At 44.2% G+C, this 20,624-nt stretch carries 22 protein-coding genes and 1 riboswitch; of the genes, 8 read left to right on the top strand and 14 right to left on the bottom strand.

Annotated features, from left to right (window positions below; translation table 11 throughout):
* Positions 1 to 30: 30 nt before the first annotated feature.
* Positions 31 to 993, top strand: a complete 963-nt coding sequence (trxB, locus tag WC743_RS00885; protein WP_373009832.1) for a thioredoxin-disulfide reductase — start codon at positions 31 to 33, stop codon at positions 991 to 993.
* Positions 994 to 1,172: 179 nt separating this feature from the next.
* On the opposite strand, the gene WC743_RS00880 is transcribed toward trxB, so the two are convergent.
* Positions 1,173 to 1,529, bottom strand: a complete 357-nt coding sequence (locus tag WC743_RS00880) for a winged helix-turn-helix transcriptional regulator (RefSeq protein WP_373009831.1) — start codon at positions 1,527 to 1,529, stop codon at positions 1,173 to 1,175.
* A 105-nt stretch (positions 1,530 to 1,634) separates the two neighbouring features.
* Between WC743_RS00880 and WC743_RS00875 the strand changes: the two genes are divergently transcribed.
* Positions 1,635 to 2,405 (top strand): SDR family oxidoreductase, encoded by a 771-nt coding sequence (locus WC743_RS00875; protein ID WP_373009830.1) that lies wholly within the window; start codon positions 1,635 to 1,637, stop codon positions 2,403 to 2,405.
* A gap of 99 nt (positions 2,406 to 2,504) precedes the next feature.
* Complete coding sequence (locus WC743_RS00870; protein WP_373009829.1) at positions 2,505 to 3,500, top strand: SDR family NAD(P)-dependent oxidoreductase; 996 nt, start codon at positions 2,505 to 2,507, stop codon at positions 3,498 to 3,500.
* A gap of 132 nt (positions 3,501 to 3,632) precedes the next feature.
* Here WC743_RS00870 and WC743_RS00865 read toward each other — a convergent pair whose 3' ends face one another.
* Both WC743_RS00865 and WC743_RS00860 read right to left on the bottom strand, forming a co-directional pair.
* The gene (locus tag WC743_RS00865; RefSeq protein ID WP_373009828.1) at positions 3,633 to 4,034 is read right to left on the bottom strand and encodes a DUF1801 domain-containing protein; all 402 of its coding nucleotides are present in this window, start codon (positions 4,032 to 4,034) and stop codon (positions 3,633 to 3,635) included.
* Between the two features lie 25 nt (positions 4,035 to 4,059).
* Positions 4,060 to 4,962, bottom strand: coding sequence for a VOC family protein (locus tag WC743_RS00860; protein WP_373009827.1), 903 nt, complete (start codon positions 4,960 to 4,962; stop codon positions 4,060 to 4,062).
* A 249-nt stretch (positions 4,963 to 5,211) separates the two neighbouring features.
* On the opposite strand from WC743_RS00860, the gene WC743_RS00855 reads away from it, so the two are divergent.
* Positions 5,212 to 5,586, top strand: coding sequence for a hypothetical protein (locus tag WC743_RS00855; protein WP_373009825.1), 375 nt, complete (start codon positions 5,212 to 5,214; stop codon positions 5,584 to 5,586).
* Positions 5,587 to 5,614: 28 nt separating this feature from the next.
* On the opposite strand, the gene WC743_RS00850 is transcribed toward WC743_RS00855, so the two are convergent.
* Both WC743_RS00850 and WC743_RS00845 read right to left on the bottom strand, forming a co-directional pair.
* Entirely contained in the window at positions 5,615 to 5,998 is a 384-nt protein-coding gene (locus tag WC743_RS00850; RefSeq protein ID WP_373009823.1) for a DoxX family protein, read from the bottom strand.
* 13 nt (positions 5,999 to 6,011) lie between these two features.
* On the bottom strand, positions 6,012 to 6,899 hold the full coding sequence (locus tag WC743_RS00845; RefSeq protein WP_373009821.1) for an SDR family oxidoreductase: 888 nt from the start codon (positions 6,897 to 6,899) through the stop codon (positions 6,012 to 6,014).
* Positions 6,900 to 7,034: 135 nt separating this feature from the next.
* Here WC743_RS00845 and WC743_RS00840 point away from each other — a divergent pair, with 135 nt between their 5' ends.
* Complete coding sequence (locus WC743_RS00840) at positions 7,035 to 7,406, top strand: winged helix-turn-helix transcriptional regulator (RefSeq protein ID WP_373009820.1); 372 nt, start codon at positions 7,035 to 7,037, stop codon at positions 7,404 to 7,406.
* A 131-nt stretch (positions 7,407 to 7,537) separates the two neighbouring features.
* Here WC743_RS00840 and thiD read toward each other — a convergent pair whose 3' ends face one another.
* The 9 genes from thiD to WC743_RS00795 form a co-directional block, all read right to left on the bottom strand.
* Positions 7,538 to 8,371 carry a bifunctional hydroxymethylpyrimidine kinase/phosphomethylpyrimidine kinase gene (thiD, locus tag WC743_RS00835; RefSeq protein ID WP_373009819.1) on the bottom strand — a complete coding sequence of 278 codons (834 nt, stop codon included), beginning with the start codon at positions 8,369 to 8,371 and terminating at the stop codon, positions 7,538 to 7,540.
* Positions 8,372 to 8,391: 20 nt separating this feature from the next.
* Positions 8,392 to 9,444, bottom strand: coding sequence for a molybdopterin-synthase adenylyltransferase MoeB (moeB, locus tag WC743_RS00830; protein WP_373009818.1), 1,053 nt, complete (start codon positions 9,442 to 9,444; stop codon positions 8,392 to 8,394).
* A gap of 2 nt (positions 9,445 to 9,446) precedes the next feature.
* Positions 9,447 to 10,562, bottom strand: a complete 1,116-nt coding sequence (thiH, locus tag WC743_RS00825) for a 2-iminoacetate synthase ThiH (RefSeq protein ID WP_373009817.1) — start codon at positions 10,560 to 10,562, stop codon at positions 9,447 to 9,449.
* A complete protein-coding gene (locus WC743_RS00820; protein ID WP_373009816.1) occupies positions 10,555 to 11,322 on the bottom strand; it encodes a thiazole synthase in 768 nt (255 codons plus the stop codon). Before WC743_RS00820 ends, thiH begins: the two co-directional genes overlap by 8 nt.
* Positions 11,323 to 11,343: 21 nt before the next feature.
* On the bottom strand, positions 11,344 to 11,991 hold the full coding sequence (locus WC743_RS00815; protein WP_373009815.1) for a thiamine phosphate synthase: 648 nt from the start codon (positions 11,989 to 11,991) through the stop codon (positions 11,344 to 11,346).
* A 10-nt stretch (positions 11,992 to 12,001) separates the two neighbouring features.
* Positions 12,002 to 12,601 carry a thiamine phosphate synthase gene (locus tag WC743_RS00810; protein WP_373009814.1) on the bottom strand — a complete coding sequence of 200 codons (600 nt, stop codon included), beginning with the start codon at positions 12,599 to 12,601 and terminating at the stop codon, positions 12,002 to 12,004.
* A 3-nt stretch (positions 12,602 to 12,604) separates the two neighbouring features.
* Positions 12,605 to 14,488: a phosphomethylpyrimidine synthase ThiC gene (gene thiC, locus WC743_RS00805; protein ID WP_373009812.1), complete on the bottom strand. Its 1,884-nt coding sequence runs from the start codon at positions 14,486 to 14,488 to the stop codon at positions 12,605 to 12,607.
* 16 nt (positions 14,489 to 14,504) lie between these two features.
* Positions 14,505 to 14,708 (bottom strand): sulfur carrier protein ThiS, encoded by a 204-nt coding sequence (gene thiS / locus WC743_RS00800; RefSeq protein ID WP_373009811.1) that lies wholly within the window; start codon positions 14,706 to 14,708, stop codon positions 14,505 to 14,507.
* A 56-nt stretch (positions 14,709 to 14,764) separates the two neighbouring features.
* Positions 14,765 to 14,852: riboswitch (TPP riboswitch) on the bottom strand.
* 195 nt (positions 14,853 to 15,047) lie between these two features.
* The gene (locus WC743_RS00795) at positions 15,048 to 16,145 is read right to left on the bottom strand and encodes an ATP-binding protein (protein ID WP_373009810.1); all 1,098 of its coding nucleotides are present in this window, start codon (positions 16,143 to 16,145) and stop codon (positions 15,048 to 15,050) included.
* A gap of 279 nt (positions 16,146 to 16,424) precedes the next feature.
* Here WC743_RS00795 and WC743_RS00790 point away from each other — a divergent pair, with 279 nt between their 5' ends.
* The 3 genes from WC743_RS00790 to WC743_RS00780 all read left to right on the top strand — a co-directional run bounded on the left by WC743_RS00790 (position 16,425) and on the right by WC743_RS00780 (position 20,502).
* Positions 16,425 to 17,024: a hypothetical protein gene (locus WC743_RS00790; protein WP_373009809.1), complete on the top strand. Its 600-nt coding sequence runs from the start codon at positions 16,425 to 16,427 to the stop codon at positions 17,022 to 17,024.
* A gap of 192 nt (positions 17,025 to 17,216) precedes the next feature.
* Positions 17,217 to 18,971, top strand: coding sequence for a D-arabinono-1,4-lactone oxidase (locus tag WC743_RS00785; RefSeq protein WP_373009807.1), 1,755 nt, complete (start codon positions 17,217 to 17,219; stop codon positions 18,969 to 18,971).
* Positions 18,972 to 18,993: 22 nt separating this feature from the next.
* Positions 18,994 to 20,502, top strand: coding sequence for a hypothetical protein (locus tag WC743_RS00780; RefSeq protein WP_373009806.1), 1,509 nt, complete (start codon positions 18,994 to 18,996; stop codon positions 20,500 to 20,502).
* The last annotated feature ends 122 nt before the right edge of the window (positions 20,503 to 20,624 follow it).

Raw genomic sequence — 20,624 nt, 5'->3', positions numbered from 1 at the left:
TATTTACTACTATATCAAATTAAAAAGACCATGACAAACGATATACCAGAAAAAGTTCAATGCTTAATAATTGGCTCGGGGCCAGCAGGCTACACTGCTGCAATATATGCGGCAAGGGCCGACCTTAAACCTGTTTTATATACCGGCTTGCTCACCGGTGGGCAACTAACTCAAACCACCGAAGTGGAAAACTATCCCGGATACCCCGATGGCATACAAGGGACCGAAATGATGGAAAATTTTGAAAAGCAAGCGGCCCGCTTGGGTTGCGATATTCGTTTTGGTTATGTAACCTCGGTAGATTTTTCGGTTTTGCCACATAAAGTGGTAGTAGATGAAACAACAACGCTATTGGCCGATACCGTAATCATCTCCACAGGAGCATCAGCAAAATGGCTTGGCCTTGATTCTGAACAAAAATATAATGGCTTTGGAGTTTCAGCCTGCGCAGTGTGTGACGGTTTCTTTTTCCGCGGACAAGATATAGCAATCGTAGGTGCAGGCGACACGGCGGCCGAAGAGGCCACTTATCTTGCTAAATTATGCCGCAAGGTATATATGTTGGTAAGGCGTGATGAGTTTCGCGCGTCAAAAGCGATGATGCACCGTGTTGAAAACACAAACAATATTGAAATACTTTATAATACCGAAACAAAAGAAATACTGGGAGACGGGCAGGTAGTTACAGGTGTTGAGGTATTTAATAATAAAACATTGCAACACCAGGTACTTGATATTACCGGTTTTTTTGTAGCCATAGGCCACCACCCTAATACCGAATTATTTAAAGATTGGCTGGATATGAACGAAACCGGATATATTTTAACCAAAAACGGTTCGACCCAAACTAACATTGAGGGCGTATTTGCCTGCGGCGATGCACAGGACCACATTTATCGCCAGGCAGTAACTGCAGCAGGTACAGGGTGCATGGCAGCCATTGATGCAGAACGGTACCTGGCGGCAAAGGAACATTTATTGACCGCCGTCTAATTATTTAACTTTTATTTGTTGCCAGATTAGGTTAGCGAACACATTAGTTTTTTTAACCGAAATGCTCTGTAATTACTTAAGAAGCCCCTTAAATAACTATTTAAGGGTAGAAAACAGTTCTGAACTGCATTTTATTCACCAATCAGGGCTAGATATTTATCAAGCTAATATTGCGCATTTTAATTTTTCCCGGTAATTTCCTTTCGGTGTTCTATTCCCCAGGCTGTCAGATTGTCAATTATGGTCTGTAACGTTTTGCCGTGCTTTGTGAGTTCATACTGTACAGTTACCGGGTGCGTGTTTAAAACTGTACGTTCAACCAATTTGTTTATTTCCAATTCCTTTAATTCCTTGCTCAACATTTTGTTGGAAATACCGACCACATCATTCAAAATGTCGGAAAATCTTCTTTTGTTATAATGGCAGATAGATGAGATGATATAGATTTTCCATTTCCCGCTCAGTACGTCCATAGCATCGTGGACAGCCATCATTTCTTTTTTGCGATCTGTTTGAAACTCTGTTTTACACTCCATATGTTACTTTGTTACCCCAAGGTTACTGTTACTTTTTGATACAAAGTTACTAAAATATATATCACTAGGCTAACTTTGCAGCTCAAACATCTAGTAAATAAGAAAATGAATAAATTAAAAAACAAAGTGGCCGTAATTACAGGCGGCAATAGCGGCATTGGGTTCGGCATTGCGGAGGCATTCAGAAATGAAGGTGCGGTTGGTACGATTACCGGAAGAAATCAGGATACACTTGACCAATCCGTTAAGGAACTTGGTGCAGATTTTATCGGCATTAAAGGTGATGTCACGAATATCAATGATCTGGAAAATACATTTAAAAAAACCGCTGATAAATTTGGGAAAATTGATGCATTGGTAGTTAATGCAGGCGGTATTGTAGACGGTGTACCAATGGCTGCAATAAACGATGTTACGGAAGAAAATTATGACCGTTACATGGATCTGAACTTGAAAAGCGCCTATTTCACTGTACAAAAATCACTTCCTTATTTAAATGACGGCGCTTCCATCATACTTATCGGATCGAGCGCTGCACATCGTGCCGCACCCGGAATGACGATATATGGAGCGGCTAAAGCTGCGGTTATATCATTGGCTAAAGGTTTATCGCTTGATTTGTTAGAAAGAAAAATCAGAGTAAACACACTGTCGCCCGGTTCCATTGATACACCGGTATTTGGTAAAATAGTACCGCAGGAACAAGTAGAACAGGTAAAACAAATTTGGATAGATATTACACCTGTAGGCAGACAAGGACTTCCCTCTGACATTGGAAAAGCTGCGGTATTTTTAGCATCAGATGACTCGGCTTTTATTGTTGGTACCGAAATCCTTTCAGACGGAGGAATGACAAATATCAGCCTGATGAAATAATTTTCAATAAATAAATGCACAACAAAAACAAGCAAGGAGTTTGAAGAATAGCGAGAGGTTTAAATCATTTACCATTGCTTTAACAAGAAAGTCATCAAAATGAAAAAAAATAATTATAACGGAGCGTTACAGAAACCAATTGGTTCAGGGTTTAACGCAACATCAACTACCAATGATGTAATTAAAGGAATTGACCTGAAAGGAAAGATCGCCATCGTTACAGGCGGTGGCACAGGCATTGGTTTGGAAACGGTTAAAACCCTATCAAAAGCAGGGGCAACAATTATTGTACCTGCAAGAGATGTAGAAAAAGCAAAGGAAAACCTGAAAGGAATTACCAATGTTGAAATAGAAGAATTGGATTTGATAGATCCTGCTTCTATTGACACTTTTGCCGAAAAGTTTTTGGCTTCGGGCAGGCCATTACATTTGCTCATTAACAACGCAGGAATTATGTTTGTGCCGTTACGACGCGATGCAAAAGGAAATGAATCGCAGCTCGCCACCAATTATCTCTCGGTTTTTCGGCTTACTGCCAGGTTATGGGAAGCGCTAAAAAAAGCGAATGGCGCAAGAGTGATCAATGTTTCTTCTTTGGGCCACCAATTTGCACCTTTCAATTTTGACGACCCGAATTTTGAAAATCATGAATATCAAACATTACAGGGTTATGGGCAGTCAAAAACTGCTGTCAATCTGTTTTCGCTTGAATTGGACAACCGTGCTAAATCATTTGGTGTAAGAGTATATTCAATACACCCCGGCAATATTTGGGGAACAGAATTAGCCAGAGAAGCTCCAGTAGAAATATTACAGCAATTTGGTTTTTTGGATGATAAGGGAAATCCTGTACAGGAAGTTATTGATTCACTTAAAACCATTCCGCAAGGTGCGGCTACAACCATATGGGCTGCCACGAGCCCGTTACTGAACGAAATAGGCGGCGTGTATCTTGAAGATGCAGATATCGCTGAATTGGCTGTTGAGCCATCAATACCCAATGGCGTAAAACCGTATTCTTTAGAAGAAGCCAGTGCCAAACGATTGTGGAAATTGACCGAAGAATTAACAGGCGTTACATTTAACGTTGATTAATTTTTATCATGTATCACGCAAGCATGTGGCATTTCACCATATGCTTGTGTGGTTCATTTGGTTCGGGCCCTACCTACACCATACGGACTAAACCCGAACTATTTAGTTCAGGATTTGAAAATTTTATCGAATTTATGTCGATGATTTATTTTTACGTTTTTCGAGCATCGCAGCGATACTAACAGCAGAACAATCAGCAATAAGCTTGGCCAGGACTGCTACCGGCATAGCGGCTTCGTCTTTAAAATTGATACAGCCTTTCTGAAATTTAGCATCAGGCAACAGCTTTTCAAATTGCTGATGCAATGCCGGGTTCATATACATTGGCAAGCAATGCAGCGACATATAATTCTTTGTACTGGCCAGCCCGTACTTCATATAAGAACGTTCCTCGTATAAAATCATTTCCTTACCCATCATCGGCTTTACAACCGGGATAACAGTCGGGTCGTTCGCCATAATTGCCTCGTGCATCGCGTTAAGGACGGGCTGTCTTTCTTCAGGCGCTCCGCTGATGAATTCCGTTATACTCATAGACCAAGATAAGCAAATTAACTGATCACTTACCATCATAAGCACGCTGCAGAGTTTCGATATCAACTTTCTTCATTGTCATAAAAACTTGCGTAACGTGCGCAATCTGTTCAGGGCTGCCGTTCTTCAGCGCATCAAACATGACGGTAGAAGCCACCTGCCAGGATACACCGTATTTGTCCTTCAGCCAGCCGCATTGGCCGGCTTCACCATCAGCCGAAAGTGCCGACCAGTAGTAGTCTATTTCTTCCTGGGTTTCACATGGGATCAATAGCGACACCGCGTCGTTAAAACCGAACCCATGCGGATGCGCGCTATCCATAGCGGCCAGCCACGTTTTATCGATGTAAAAATCAGCGTACATAAGTGTGCCCGCTTTATCCGGCCCCATATCCTCTGTGCGCGGGGCGGTGTTACCGCGTTTGCTGTTTTTAAATACCGAGCAGTAAAAGTCGATGGCTTCATCAGCTTTACCGGGCACCGGTTCGGTGAACAGTAACGATGGAACGATCACGGGCCTTTCCTCTCCGGACGGGTTAGTCAGGATGAGTTGCCAGGATACGCCATATTTATCGGCTACCCAGCCATAGCGTTCACTAAAAGGATAGCTATCCAGCGGCATCAATACTTTTCCGTCCCCAATCAGCTTGCTCCAAACCTCGTCAATATGCTTCGCGGCATCCGGGTCACGCGAGGGGTCGAAGTTGATCATGAATGAAATGGATGGATTGATCCCAAGCTTGTGCCCGGCGCTGATACCCAGGAACGGCTGGCCGGCGACGGTAAATTCGACTACTTCGCATTCGCCGCCTGGCATTGGAAAATGATTGACATAGTTGACAGCCGAGTCAGGCATTAAGGTTGCGTAGAATTCAGCTGCTTGTTTTGCTTCCTGGTCGAACCAGATGTGTGGTTTGATGGGTAACATTGGTAAATGGTTTTGATGTTATATAGTTAAAGATCGTAAGCGTTAATTGTTTTTTATCAAATTATTTAGCTACCTCAAAATTAAATGATTTTTTTCCTCCGGGTTAGTGCCATTCAGGCCATTTTAGAGGCATATTGCGACAATATTTCACTCGCTGACAGATATTCAACCTGCATGAAAAGCTCTTTGTTTTTCATGCAGGTAAGCTATATTGCATATTCATTGGAAAATAGCATTAATTCCTGAGCCATGAAAAAGCCTATGCCTTATGATTTCCTGCTGGATTATCTGCCTGCCGGCGTGATCGTCAAGCCGGCTATTGGTATGTTTTATATCTATTTCGATAAAAAGATCGTATTGATTTTCCGGAAGACCGGCAAAAACCCGCAACACAATGGTATTTGGATCTCCACCAAACGGGAAGATCACGCCAGCCTGAAAGCAGAGATACCGGCAATCACTGACTTTGTATTGGACGAGGCCTTTGATATGGCCTGGCTACTGCTCAGCGACAGCCACGATAATTTTGAAAGTGCAGCCATACAGCTCTGCGAACTTGTTTCACGCAAGGATAAAAGGGTAGGAAAAGTAACGCCTACGAGCGCAGCGATGTTTGGTCATTAGGCTAATTACTTGGCTAGTTTAAAATGCTTTAAGATTGCACATGATTTTCTTTTATTTTATGGTAAGTAATGTATGATCCGGCTAAGAGTACTAAAAAAATGATCGGGAAAACACGCATGACCATAGGATCCCCTACTGAAGAGTGAGCTATAAATGCCGATACAAAAACGATGGTGAATGCTGCATAAGTCCATTCCTTTAACCGTTCTAACGTTCCGGTTAAAGGAGCCAGCAATACGATGACGCCCAGGAATTTGGCCACGGCAAGTTCTATCCGGAAATAGGAAGGAAAGCCAAGATGTTGAAATGTTGCAACCATTTGCGGCGATGTCAGGTACGAATAGGACGAAAATAAGCTGCCCAATGCTATAATGCCCGTTAACACCCAATAGGTGATTTTTGTAGTTTTCATGTGTTTTATTTAATTAGGATTTGCTGTAAACAGATTTCAGATAATTAAAGACCGTTTGGGGCTTGCGTCCCAATATATTTTCTAAGTCATCCGTAGCTTTAGCGAATTCTCCATGAGCTATAGCCTGCTGCATTTCGGCAAGCGCAGGACCAAGCCATTCCGGTGTTCCGTTTTTTTTCATAGTTTCCAGAAATTCAGGTACTTCAGGCGAGATATATTTAAATGTTTCCCCTGTTATATCACTAAGCATGTCAGCAATGGTTGTCCAGGAGATTGCCTCAGTGCCGGTCAGCTCAATAAATTTGTTATCATATTTCCCTGTTTCATCAATGGCGATGATGGCTCCGGCCTCCCCAAATTCCGAGCGGAGGGCATAGGACACTTTTCCATTTTCTGCAGGCAGGTAGATCGTTTTTGTTTCTTCTATTTGTTGCCCTGCATATAGTGGGATCATGTCTGAATAAAGGCTTACCTGTAATATAACGTAAGTGATACCGGATGTTAGGAGTGCTTTTTCGGTTATCATGTGGGCAACCGTTTTGTTTCCTAATAAGCCGCCATCCTCCCTGTCATCTTTACGCTGCAAACTGTAATAAATGATTTTTTCAACACCGTTTTCTTTGGCTGCCCGAATTACATGGAGATGCTGGTTTGCCCTGTTTTGAAGATCATTACCAGATATCAACACTACTGTCGCAATCCCTTTCGTTGCTTCAACAAGTGAAGGATAATCATTGTAGTCGCCAATGGCTATATTGACACCCTTTTCTTTTAACGTTTTGGCTTTTGTCTCATCTCTTACCAGCGCTCTGACAGAGGATGCATCTTTCTTTTCTAATAAAGTGGTGATAACTGCTTCACCTAACGGTCCGGTCGCGCCGGTAACTAATATGGTTTTCATCTTACTTTTAATTAACTTTGTCTATTAACTTACTTAAAGTAAGTCAAAGGTATTTGGTAAGTTGGTTAAAAACAATAAGGCACCTGTAAATCAGATACTTACCGCGAGGTAACTATTACTGAGAATCAAAGTGATATGAAAAAAGAAAATTTAAGAAAATGTGATGAAGGCCGGGAAAAAGCACCAATTACGGATGTGCTGTCCCGCCTGGGCGACAAATGGTCGATGTGCACCGTGATCATGCTGGCGGATCATGGGATCTTACGTTTTAATGAACTGCACCAAATGATAGAACCAATTTCTCAGAAGATGCTAACGGTCACTTTGAAAACCCTGGAATCAGATGGATTAGTAACCCGGAAGATGTACGCGGAGATTCCTCCTAAAGTGGAATACTCGTTAACACCGCTTGGTGAAACGCTTGTCCCTCATTTAATAACATTGTACGATTGGGCTAACGCCAACATGCCCGCTATTAAAGCATCCCGGAGTCGCTTCCAGCGCTGATAGGGAAGTTTTGCTTTGCGCTTTCTGAACGGCTTTCTGTGTGCCCAATCCCGAATAGCATTTAGAAAACTTATTGAAGAATCCCTTTCAAAAAAGGGTTCGGGTGAATCTGCATCTCCTGCCGGATAATTTTATTCCAACTTTAATTTTATTAATTTTTCAGGATCAAAAAAGTGGTTCAATGGCCCGTGTCCATTGCCGGTTTTTACATCTTTACCATGCTCGATAGTATTTTGAACATATAGTTTACTTTGCGCTATTGCTGTATTCAAATTGTTTCCCAACGCTAAGAAAGATGCGATAGCAGAAGATAAACTGCACCCGGTTCCGTGTGTATTTGGGGTATCAATAGCTGTTGACCTAAAAATGCGCTCATCGCCATGCTTATCCAAGTAAACATCAAACAGGTCGGGCCCTTTTAAATGCCCGCCTTTAACCAATACTGCGTTACAACCGTATTGCATAATCAGAACCGCTGCCATTTTCATATCGTCAAGCGTGCCAACCTCCATCCCGGCCAGTATGGCCGCTTCATTCAGATTTGGCGTAATAATTCGAGCTAATGGAAAGAGTTCTTTTTTCAGTGTTGCTACCATATCGTTTTCAATCAAACGGTCGCCACTGGTGGCCACCATTACCGGGTCTAAAACAATGGGCACATCCGGGTATCCACTTAACGTATGGGCAATGGCCGTGGCCAGCTCCGCGCTGTGCACCATACCAATTTTAACAGCCGATGGTTTTAAATCATCCATTACTGCTTTGATCTGTGCTTTTACAAAATCAACCGGGATGGGATGTATGCCGGTAATTCCTAAAGTGTTTTGTACAGTAACTGCTGTAATGGCCGTAGTACCAAAACAGCCCAGGGCGCTCATGGTTTTAAGGTCTGCTTGTATACCGGCGCCACCGCCGCTGTCCGATCCGGCAATACTGAGCACTACCGGGTATCTGTATTTACTCATATATAAAACTGAACTGCTGGTTAAATAATGCCATCTTTTAAACTGTACATTTGGCCTTTGTACAAGGGTTTTAGTAGTTGAATAGCCATTTTACTGCGTTGCCCCGTTTGGCAGCAGAACACCAGCTTTTTATTGGGGAGCAATAGCCTGATATGCTCTTTTAGCTCGTATAATGGGATATTGATCCCACCAATATTATAATCTTCAAACTCATAAGTTTCGCGTACGTCAATAAGCTGTACTTCGCCGGGAGATCTGATTAGCCAGTTATTCAATTCATCCATGGTTATTTCAAAATGAATGGCCGGGGCATCTTCCGCAATGTTGATATCCGGCGATGTTGCAATTTTTTGCTGCTTTCCTACTTTAAAAACACGGGTGGTATTATCCAGCGCGTTTATCGTCATTAATTTACCGGATAAAGTTTCGCCAATACCGCAAATTATCTTGATGGCCTCGTTAGCCATATAGGTGCCGATAATTCCGGGCAATACACCCAGTACACCTGTCTCCGCACAATTAGGCGCTTCATCAGCCGGTGGCGCTTCTGGGAATACATCCCTGTAATTTGGGCCCTCCTGGTAATTAAATGCCGCAACATGCCCCTCAAATTTGAATATTGAACCAAATACTAATGGCTTATTTAGTGCCACACAGGTATCATTAACCAGGTAGCGGGTACCAAAATTATCCGAACCATCTATAACCAAATCATAGTGATTGCAAATGCTTAGCGCATTGCCGGAAGTAAAACGCTCATTGTAAGCCGTAACCTTAACGTAGGGATTGAGCAATGCAAGCTTCTCTTTGGCTGTATCAGCTTTATATCTGCCTATATCAGCTGCGGTATATAATATTTGGCGGTGCAGGTTACTCAGGCTTACCACATCATCATCCACAATACCCATCTCTCCCACACCGGCCGCCGCAAGATATTGTAATACCGGGCAACCCAAACCACCCGCGCCTATCATAAGCACTTTGGCGCGCTTCAGTTTTTCCTGTCCGGGTAAACCAATTTCGGAGAGTGTGGTCTGCCTGCTGTACCGTTTTAATTCTTCGCCTTCAAACATAATTACAGGGCTAAACTGTTATCCCAATCTTTCCAAACCGGCTCATAACCCCGGGCGGTAATTATTTGCGCAATTTGTTGCGGGCTACGCTCATCGCTGATCTCAAACTGTTCCAGCGATCCCGGTTCAACGGCATATCCGCCGGGATTGGTTTTAGAGCCCGCGCTAATATTGGTAATGCCCAATTTGATGATGTTGTTCCGGAAGTTTGGCGATTCGCGGGTTGAAATGGAAAGCTCCACTTCCTGGTTAAATATACGGTAAGCACATATCAGCTGTACCAGTTCGCGGTCGTTCATTTCTACTTTAGGCTCCAGGCCACCGCTAAAGGGCCGTAACCGCGGGAACGAAAGACTGTATTTGCTTTGCCAGTATTTTTTTTCGAGGTAGCTGAGGTGCAATGCGGTAAAAAAGCAGTCGGTCCGCCAGTCTTCCAGACCTATCAATACGCCTAAGCCCATTTTATGGATCCCGGCCAGGCCCAACCGGTCGGGAGTTTCAAGGCGGTAATCAAAATTTGATTTCTTTCCTTTGGGATGATGTTTTTTGTAGTCTTCCTGGTGATAGGTTTCCTGATAAACCAGCACGGTATTTAAACCATAAGGCGTTAGTTGCTGATAATCTGCCAGATCCAGCGGCTGCACCTCCATAGAAATATGTGCAAAATGAGGACGGATGAGCTCGAGTACTTTTTTAAAATAGTCTACGTGAACGTTCTCATTATCTTCTCCGGTAACCAAAAGCACATGATCGTAACCCATATCCTTAACAACGCTAACTTCCTGCATGATCTCCATCGAAGAAAGCGTTTTACGTTTCACCTTATTATCATAGCTGAAACCACAATAGGTACAAATATTTTTACACTCATTAGATAGGTAAAGGGGCACATACATCTGTATCACCTTGCCAAAGCGTTTCAGGGTTAATTGCTGGCTAATAGTAGCCATTTGCTCCAGGTAAGGCGCCGCCGCCGGCGATACCAGTGCCTTAAAATCTTCCATTGTCCGTTTTTCTGCCAACAGGGCCCGTTCCACATCCCGGCCAGTTTTGGCATAGATGCTCGCCTTGGTTACATCCCAGTTATAGGTTTCAAAGATATCTTTAAAGCTATTCATCTAAAAAAGAGGTTAAGGGGCTGCTTGCCACAGCATGGGTTACAGGCAAGGCCAGTTTGGCTTCGTAGGCCATTCGTCCGGCTTCGACAGCCAATTTAAATGCTTTTGCCATTTGTACAGGGTTGCCCGAAACAGCGATGGCGGTATTCACCAATACAGCATCAGCCCCAATCTCCATCGCCCAGGCGGCATCAGATGGTGAGCCGATACCGGCATCCACAATAACCGGCACATTGCTCTGGCTGATGATGATCTCTAAAAAATCAATCGTTTTTAACCCCTTGTTACTGCCGATAGGCGAACCTAAAGGCATTACGGCCGAGGTACCTGCATCTTCCAGCCGTTTACACAGCACCGGATCGGCATGAATGTAGGGTAATACGATAAAGCCTAATTTTGACAGCTCTTCGGTCGCTCTTAAGGTTTCGATGGGGTCGGGCATCAGGTACTTAGGATCAGGGTGAATTTCCAGTTTGATCCAGTTGGTTTCCAATGCCTCCCTTGCCAGTTGAGCCGCAAAAACAGCTTCTTTTGCGTTGCGCACACCCGATGTATTGGGTAAAAGGTTAATATGAGGATATTTGAGGCGGATGAGCAGATCGTCCTGATCGTTATTTTTAATATCCACACGTTTTAGGGCGACGGTTACCAGTTCTGAGCCAGAAGCAAGCAGAGCTTCTCCCATTAAAACGGAAGAGCTGAATTTACCCGTTCCGGTAAATAAACGTGAGGCAAAGGTTTTATCGGCTATTTTTAACATCTTCTTTTTTTATCTACAGCTTTAAACTACCCGCTTAAGGGATGAGGCATTTAATTGCTGATACATTTGTTCTACAATTCCTTCACGGTTTTTGGCGTAAGTGATACCACCTGATACAGCTACACCATAAACACCGGTTTGCATAATAGCGGCAACATCATCGGCCAATATCCCGCCTATGGCAATAACGGGTATATTGATATGCGCGGCATTTACCTGCTGCATAATATTTTGATACCCCGGCAGGCCTAAAATAGGGCTTAGCTTTTGCTTGGTTACCGTAAAGCGGTAAGGCCCAAGGCCAATATAATCGGCCCCTTCGGCTACCCTTTGCCGGATATGCTGAAAGGTATTCGCCGTGCCGCCGATGATCATTTTTTTGCCGACTATGCTCCTTGCCCGGGTTACCGACATATCCTGTAAACCCAGGTGCACACCGTAAGCACCCGCCTTAAACGCTATTTCGGGGCTATCGTTCACTATCAGTTTAGCGCCATATTTGTTGCATAACCTGTTAGCTTCTATCGCATATTCCAGGATAAGATCATCGGACTGATTTTTAACCCTAAGCTGTACCCATTTGCACCCAGCCTCTAAAGCCTGCCGGATGGCGCTGAGGTGCGATCCGTTTTCGGGTTGCTGTGAGATATAGTGTAGTTTATCAATCATTATATTTAGTTTAAACAGGCAGGCTTTCTTTTAATTCAGTAAAATGGGATATCGCTTTATCCGGGTCATTCCATATGGTACCCAATATTGCTGCACCATCAAAACCCATTGCCCTTACCTTAGTTAAATTGGATCCATCAACCCCGCCCAAAGCAATTACTTTGGTTTTGATATTGCTCCTATCCAGTTTAAAATTTGCCGGGAGCGTGCTTTGGTAGCCGGGTTTTGATATGCTGTTAAATACAGGCCCGTAAAAAGCATAATCAAAGTGTGCCAGGGTATGCAGTGCTGTAATATCATGAACGGAAGTGCTTAAAGTAAAGCCTTCCTTTGCTTGCACCTGCCATTTTTGAGCGTTTGATAGCATACGTGCCTGCCCGGTATAATGCAGCCTTTGTATTCCATATTCATTAGCAATTTGATGAAACTGGTGCAGCGAGATACGGGCATGAAACTGTGGCGCGATCCTATTCAGCAACTGCCTCACCATGTTGATGTCGTTATCGCGTTTCCGGACATGAAAGTATTTCAATCCCGCCTGAAACAGGTTGTTGATGATGGTACTTTCATCATCAACAACAGTCGGGCTCGAAATCACGATCAGGTCCATATTTTACAAGTAAATTTCGCTGCCTTTTTTTAAAAATTCTTTTGACTTTTCTTCCATTCCTCTCGCCAGGGCATCATCTTCGCCCATGCCTTTTTCTTTAGCATAATCGCGTACATCCTGCGTAATTTTCATAGAACAGAAGTTAGGGCCGCACATCGAGCAAAAGTGAGCTATCTTGGCCCCATCAGCAGGCAAAGTTTCATCATGGAATTCTTTTGCCGTATCCGGGTCGAGCGACAGGTTAAACTGATCTTCCCAACGGAACTCGAAACGTGCTTTACTGAGGGCATTGTCCCGATACTGAGCTCCGGGATGGCCTTTGGCCAGGTCGGCAGCATGTGCGGCAATTTTATAGGTAATCACACCATCTTTAACATCCTTTTTATTAGGCAGGCCCAGGTGTTCTTTTGGTGTAACATAGCAAAGCATAGCAGTACCGAACCAACCGATCATGGCTGCGCCAATAGCAGAAGTGATATGATCATATCCGGGTGCAATATCGGTAGTTAAGGGGCCTAAAGTGTAAAATGGCGCTTCGCCGCAATGCACCAATTGCTTATCCATGTTTTCCTTAATCATGTGCATTGGCACGTGGCCGGGGCCTTCAATAATGGTTTGAACATCGTGTTTCCAGGCTATTTTGGTGAGTTCGCCCAGGGTTTCCAGCTCACAAAACTGCGCGGCATCATTGGCATCGGCAATACAGCCGGGGCGCAAACCATCGCCCAGCGAAAACGCCACATCATAAGCTTTCATGATCTCGCATATCTCTTCGAAATGCGTATACAGGAAGTTTTCTTTATGATGAGCCAAACACCATTTGGCCATGATAGAACCACCGCGCGACACGATACCTGTAATGCGTTTGGCGGTAAGCGGCACATAGCGCAACAATACCCCCGCATGGATGGTAAAATAATCAACCCCCTGCTCCGCCTGCTCAATCAGCGTATCTCTGAATAATTCCCAGGTAAGGTCTTCGGCTTTGCCGTTCACTTTTTCTAAAGCCTGGTAAATAGGTACGGTCCCAATTGGTACCGGTGAATTACGGATGATCCACTCACGGGTTTCGTGAATATTTTTCCCGGTCGACAGGTCCATAATAGTATCGGCGCCCCAGCGGCACGCCCATACTGTTTTTTCCACCTCTTCTTCGATACTGGAAGTAACGGCAGAGTTGCCGATATTGGCGTTTATCTTCACCAGGAAATTTCGCCCGATGATCATGGGCTCGCTTTCCGGGTGATTTATGTTGGATGGTATAACCGCACGGCCGGAGGCCACCTCCTGGCGAACAAATTCCGGTGTGATGTATCCTTTTGGTGTATTGGCGCCAAAGCTTTGGCCGGGGTGCTGGTGCGACATTACATCGTACTGGCCGTTAAGCTGTTCTTTTAAGAGATCGATACGCTGGTTCTCGCGGATGGCGATATATTCCATTTCGGGGGTGATGATGCCCTTTTTGGCATAATGCATTTGCGATACATTCATTCCCGGTTGAGCACGGTAAGGTTTGCTAATATGAGCGAACCTTAATGCATCGAGGTTTTTATCATTGGCACGCTGGTTTCCGTAATCTGAGGAAATATGTCCCAGTCGCTCTACATCGCCCCTATCAATTATCCATTGTTCGCGCAGGCGCGGCAAACCTTGTTTAACATCTATCTCGATATTAGGATCAGTGTACGGCCCGCTGGTATCATAAATTGTTACCGGCGCATTGTGTTCTATTTCACCAAAACGACCGTGCAGTTTGGTTTCGCTCAGGCCTACCTCGCGCATCGCGACCTCAATATTATGGATCAGCCCTTTGACATAGACTTTGCGCGACGCGGGGAATGGCGTGCGGCTAATTACTTGTTCTCCTGGTGTTTTTTCAGTTTTCATATGGTGGTTGTGTATTTTATCCGCCTTGGGTTGCTTTAATGATGGTAATATCATCGTCGGGATTTAAGAGATAAGTAGCCCAATTGGCTTTAGGGACGATTTCTTGATTAACTGCAATCGCGATGCCTTTGGTCGGCTGCGTAAGAACAGCAGAAAGCATTTGCTGCAAAGAGCAAGTATCGGAAACGGAATAGTTTTGTTGATTTACGGTAATTTCCATCCTGTTTAATAATTAAACTGTAGGAATGGACCCGTTAGAGGATTGGTAAACAACACAGAGGTCGTTCTACTTTTCCCTTCGGCAGTACTAACTGCATCAGGTTCAAAGGGTATTTCTCAGCACAAGGCACCCCTAAAGTTTGTGCTAAATAAGATAATATTTACCGGATTCCAAAGTGGAAGTGACAAAATTTATTATAAACCAGCCTTTTTGTTTTTTAAATGAAATGGCTCTGATATAAAAATCGCGCTTTTTTGGGAATGACCTAATCGATCACATCGTCATTTTTGGATCAAGAGCTTTACTGACTTCTCAGAAAACACCCAAAGGCAGTGTTACCTAATTTATTGGAAGTGTAAACTTGAATGTGCTCCCATGACCGGGTTCACTTTCCACCCAGATCTTGCCTTTATGACGGTGAATGATCTCTGAACATAGGTAAAGACCGATACCAAATCCGGCAATTTTTTCTGTTTCCCTGGTTTCTGCACGATAATGCGGAAGGAACAGCTTTTCAATATCATCAGGTGAAATACCCATACCCTGATCGTGGATGCTGACAGTGAGCGTATTTTCTTCCTTCGTACAAGCGACCTCAATGGGTTCCTCCTTACCGGAATACTTCGCTGCATTGCTAAGCAGGTTCACCATCACCTGCTCAATTTTATCCCGATCAGCGTTTACCCTGACACGGTCACCCGGAGCTATAGTTATATTGTGGGAAGAAGTAATAAACAACGTTTCATCAATTACCTCACGGATCAATTCGTCCATATCAAACTCTTGCTTATTTAAATGGATCTTTCCTGCCTCCGCGCCGGATAGGTTAAGCAGGCTGTTGATCATATTCAGCATTTTTTTAACCTGTTTCTCAACTTTAGACAACGCACCTATCGTAAAACTGTCTTTTTGCTTTTTAGCCCAGTTATTGAGCATTTGAACATACGCTTTCAAAGCGGTTAGCGGCGTTTTCAGTTCATGACTGACCATACCGATGAACTTGCTCCGCCGCAAATCGTTTTGTTTTTGTTCTGTTATATCCACTACGATCCCGGAGAAATAGCTGTTAGTAAGATCGGATGTGCTAAATCCGCCGGTGATGCTTAGCCAGCGATTTTTCTTTTCGGTCGGGCTGATCACCGGGCATTCCACATATAAATTGCTATGTTGTTTGATCGCCTTCTCCACGGCAGCCAAAACCGCCCGCCGGTGTTTGTCGTCTACTTTTAACAGGGCATCATCAAAGGACATTTCTTCTTCCGGTAAAAACCCGAATAAAGCTTTAGTGCGGGTAGAGGGAAGGAAATTCCAAGATGTTGCATGCAGTATCCAAATTCCTACATTGGCAGAATCAAGTGCCATTTGCGCTATATCCAGCGTGAGGAATGGCTCATTAGTTTCAATTGCAGGTTGGTTTCCTGTGGGCTTATTCATCATTCTGCTCGATCCATTTCAAGCGTAAAAATACAGTATTTTACTCATCTATTTAGCCGCCGGATTGGTGTTCCAAATAATGTATGAATAAAATAAAAAGATGATTTTTGACTAGTTTTGCCACGCATGCGTTAAACCAAGGCGCAACCAATATTAATATTTCAATCTAACCTTGATTTTTTGAATGCTAAACACCAACTATTTTAATGCATATATGGAACATTCGGCATTGATATGCAACCAATTCATGCCGATGATGTTACCAGATGTACGTCAATAAATATGCTGCAAAATAGAGTTGATCCATATGGAAATATTATCAGAACGCCGGCGCGGGGTGCGTGGCTCGGTAACAGGGGTGTTTTACATAACGCAAAACAAGAGATAGTAAGGCCTTTTAAAGTAAAAGCTTGGATTACCTGCGTTTTGGAATTCCGGGGAAGGCACCGGGAGGTCATGCAGCCCGATCGCTGGACGGAACTTTTCTTCCTGGACGAAGCAACTGCTTTTTCCGCGGGCCATCGCCCCTGTTTTCAGTGCCGGTACCAGGATCATCAACGTTTTAAGGAGTATTGGCTCAAAGGAAATCCGCAATATGGTTTTAACATGAAGACGCCGATCACAAAAATTGATGAAATTATCCATGCTGAACGGATCACCAAGGATAAATTGAAGGTTACTTATGAAGAAACCCTAAAAAGACTCCCGGACGGCACATTTGTGACATATGGAGATAAGCCGTATTTGATAAGGGATGGAAAGATGCATTTGTGGTCAGCAGCTGGTTACGGCCAGCCCATCGCCTTTCCCTCGGAGCGCCTGCCTGTATTGACGCCCTGCTCTATTGTAAATACGTTCTCTGCGGGTTACCGGCCCAAATAGTTTTTCGGACCAATTTATTGAGAAATTGCGAAGAATCAGAAAATTGGGCGAAAACTTTACAGATCTAAATACGCATACATAGCTTAAAAGGGTAAAATTACCCTGTCAAAAGCAGGTAGAAATACCTGTTTTTCAAATAATTACAATTTACCGGTAATGTTATGATTACATTTAGGAACCTAAACCGATATCATGACAACAGCCGTTCCACAAAAAGGCGCGGATGGATTTTACCATCCCACCTCCGAAGCACAGATCATTGCACTCGTTAACAAAGCCTCACAGGAAAATCTGGAGATACGTTGCCGCGGCGCCGCCCACTCGCTTGCAAGGGCAATCTATACCGACCCTGGCGCCGGAGAGCCTCAACTACCAAACGAAGTGTCTGAACAGAAGCCACCCATTGGGCCAAACCTGAATATCATGTTTGACCAATACTTGAAACTGGAATGGATAGACCAGGCAAAAGGCATCATCGAGGTCGAGGCCGGCATTCACCTGGGCTACGACCCGGAAGACCCTACAGGCACATCTACTTTGGAGAATAGCCTGCTCTACCAGGTATTTGCCAAAGGCTTTACCCTGAGCGACCTCGGCGGGATCTCGCACCAAACCGTCAGCGGCTTTTTAATGACCGGTTCTTCGGGCGGGTCCCTGTGGTATGGCATAGACGAAAATATTATAGGCATCTCCATTATTGACGGCAACGGCCATGCCGAATGGTTCACCAAAGATCAGGATGAATTCGGTGCCGTTGTGCTCTCCCTGGGGCTTTTAGGCATCGTAAGTAAGATCCGCCTCCAGCTGGAGCCTAACTATTTTATATACGGGCAGCAGATCACGTATCCTACCGCGCTGCCGGATTGCCCGATAGACCTTTTCGGTGAGGGTTCACCGGAAAAACCCTCACTGCAAGATTACTTGCTAAAAACCCCCTACTCGAGAATACTATGGTGGCCGCAGGAAAAAGTAGAACGGGTGGTGATCTGGGAAGCTTCCCGCGGCGCAGCAATGCCGGTATTTGACCCCGCGCCATACGAAGAGTTTGCCGATAATAACCTTGTCAGTAACGTAGAGCAACTTGGCGCATCAATGCTTTTCACCATGCTCGGTAATAGCAAATTCACGACAGTTTGGCAAAAACTTAAACCCTCTTTTTCCGAGTTCCGGCATCTGACGGAGCTTTCCTGGGGAGGTGGTTTTCTTGCTAAAGTTTTTGCATACATCCTCACCTTTATTTTAAAGGCCCTCGGTTTCCTGCTTACCTTTTTCCTGATGGCCTTTCCATCTATCCTGCGGGCGCTCTACCCGGTGGTCGTAGATATCCTCCAGCCTTTAACTAAGAAAGGCAAGGCGCAGCTGTTTATGGATTATACTTATAGCAGCCTGCCTATGGACAATGGCGCAAATGATATCATGATGGGTACCGAATTCACCGAGATCTGGATCCCGCTTACTGACACCCGTCGCGCAATGCAACTGCTGGACACAATGTTCAAAGAGGACAAATTCAAGGCGACCGGTTATTATTCAACGGAACTATACGCAGGCAAACAAAATAATTCCTGGTTGAGCCCGGCTTACAAGCGTGATGTGTTCCGAATAGATTTTTTCTGGTTCAGCACAAATGAAGGTAACCCTGCTGCCCGCGACGGTTTCTTTAGCCAGTTCTGGGAACGATTGGAAAAAGAAAATATTCCTTTCAGGCTGCACTGGGCCAAATTCCTGCCCGAATATGATTATGGGCACTGGGCTACGTATTTTCGTTCACAATATCCCCGCTGGGATGATTTCATGGCGCTGAGAGCGAAGAGGGACCCGCAAAATATCTTTCTGAACGATTACTGGTCACTGCATTTATTTGGCCAGGCTAAAAACACGCTGCCGAACGTGCCGGAAAAACAAGCAGATACCAATCAAAATGGCATTATGCAGGTAATTAATTAACCCTTCCATTTAAAACAGACTAATGAAAAAAGCACTTACCATTTTAGCTATCTGCCTGGCATTTTTTTTACTTTTCAGATGCGATAACAAAACGAAAAAATTCACAGCTACAGCACCTATCGATACCAATTTCAAGATCAATTTTAACCCGATACCACCAACTGACCTTGACACCGGCGCCGGTGAGCGCGAACTTTCACAATTTGCCTGGGAAGAATTCCTGGCGCTGAACTGGAAATCGAGCTTTAATATAAACGGCAAAAGGGATTACCCGGACAGTACCTGGTCTTATCAGGATAGCAGCGCCGCTTACCCCGAGCTAAATGTTTGGGAAACGTTTGCTCACCGGACAGAATTAAGGCCATACAGCGATCAAATGCAGCCGTTTAATAACGCACCGCATTACAGTTTCGGTAATGCTCCGGCACCGGCTACCCCATCTACAAGTTTTACGCTATTTAACAACCTCGACGAAAATAATGAGATCGGATCATGTGATATGTATGCACGTGTAAACCTATATCAAAAGCGATACCAGGTGCTGTATGAGGCTAAAGTAAACAGCAGTGAATACAACTATATTTTGAATAACTATCCAACTAAGGCCCGGCTACTACAGGCTACAAGCAGTACCGCGCAGAATATCGCCAGGTACCACGCTTACTATCCAAACCCATCAACCATAGCTAACGATAATAACACCTGCGATTGTCCTGCTTCTGCAAAAGTAGTTTGTTTGCCTTGCAGCAGCGGTAAAAAGACCGGTGCAATTGAGATAAAAGCAGCCTGGCGGATGCTAACGCCCCAGGATGACTCATCGAAATTTTTTACCCGGAAGGTCATCTACTATACACAAGGCCCGAATAAAGCTGTTATTTATCATAATGCGACCTATGCCCTGATCGGTTTACATATCATTCAAAAAACAAGAAACTACCCCGCGTTCATTTTTGCAACGTTTGAGCATGTCAATGTAATCCCGGATAGCATGGGTTATGTGCTGTTGAAACAAGGCAAAGAAACCGGAAATTTGATTACCCCTTCCAGGGACCCGATCCGCCAGGTGACCCAGTCCGCCACGGATTATGTACACAGAAAGCTCCCGGCCAACTCTATCTGGCAAAACTACAGGCTGGTGGGTGTCCAGGCCAAGCCCGTAAATTATCCCGATACAGCCAACAAGGCCACCAATTTCTTTCTTTCCAATTATGTTGTCGAATCAGATATTACCTTAAGTCATTTCAACGGCGGCAGCATCGACAGTCCTCATAATCACCGCCCCAATTTGCTTTATAAAGGTAAACTCTTAAGTATGGGTGGTTGCCAGGGTTGTCATGGAGCAACGCAAAAGACAGCAGGAACCGATTTTTCATTTTTGTTGGATACAGTAGGGAAACCGATCCTTAACCCTGACATAGGCAACGTAAACGCCCTGCCAAAATTAACGCGTTATATCAATGCAGCTAAAACTGCTGAGGCCCGTATCAAATTAATCCAGGCGTCCCTGCAAAAAAAGAACGGAAAACGTTGATTTTTTCACATTGGAAGCAAGCAGTCGGATTTTTTGCAAACAAAAAATCCGACTGCTTGACAATACTGTTTGTTTACTCAAATTAAATTGTTTTGTGCGAAATCTGACCTGATTTAGTATTA

Source organism: Mucilaginibacter sp. (assembly GCF_041660805.1).
Lineage (GTDB): Bacteria > Bacteroidota > Bacteroidia > Sphingobacteriales > Sphingobacteriaceae > Mucilaginibacter.
The sequence above is the reverse complement of the archived record's forward strand: the minus strand, read 5'-3'. Positions and strand labels throughout refer to the sequence as shown.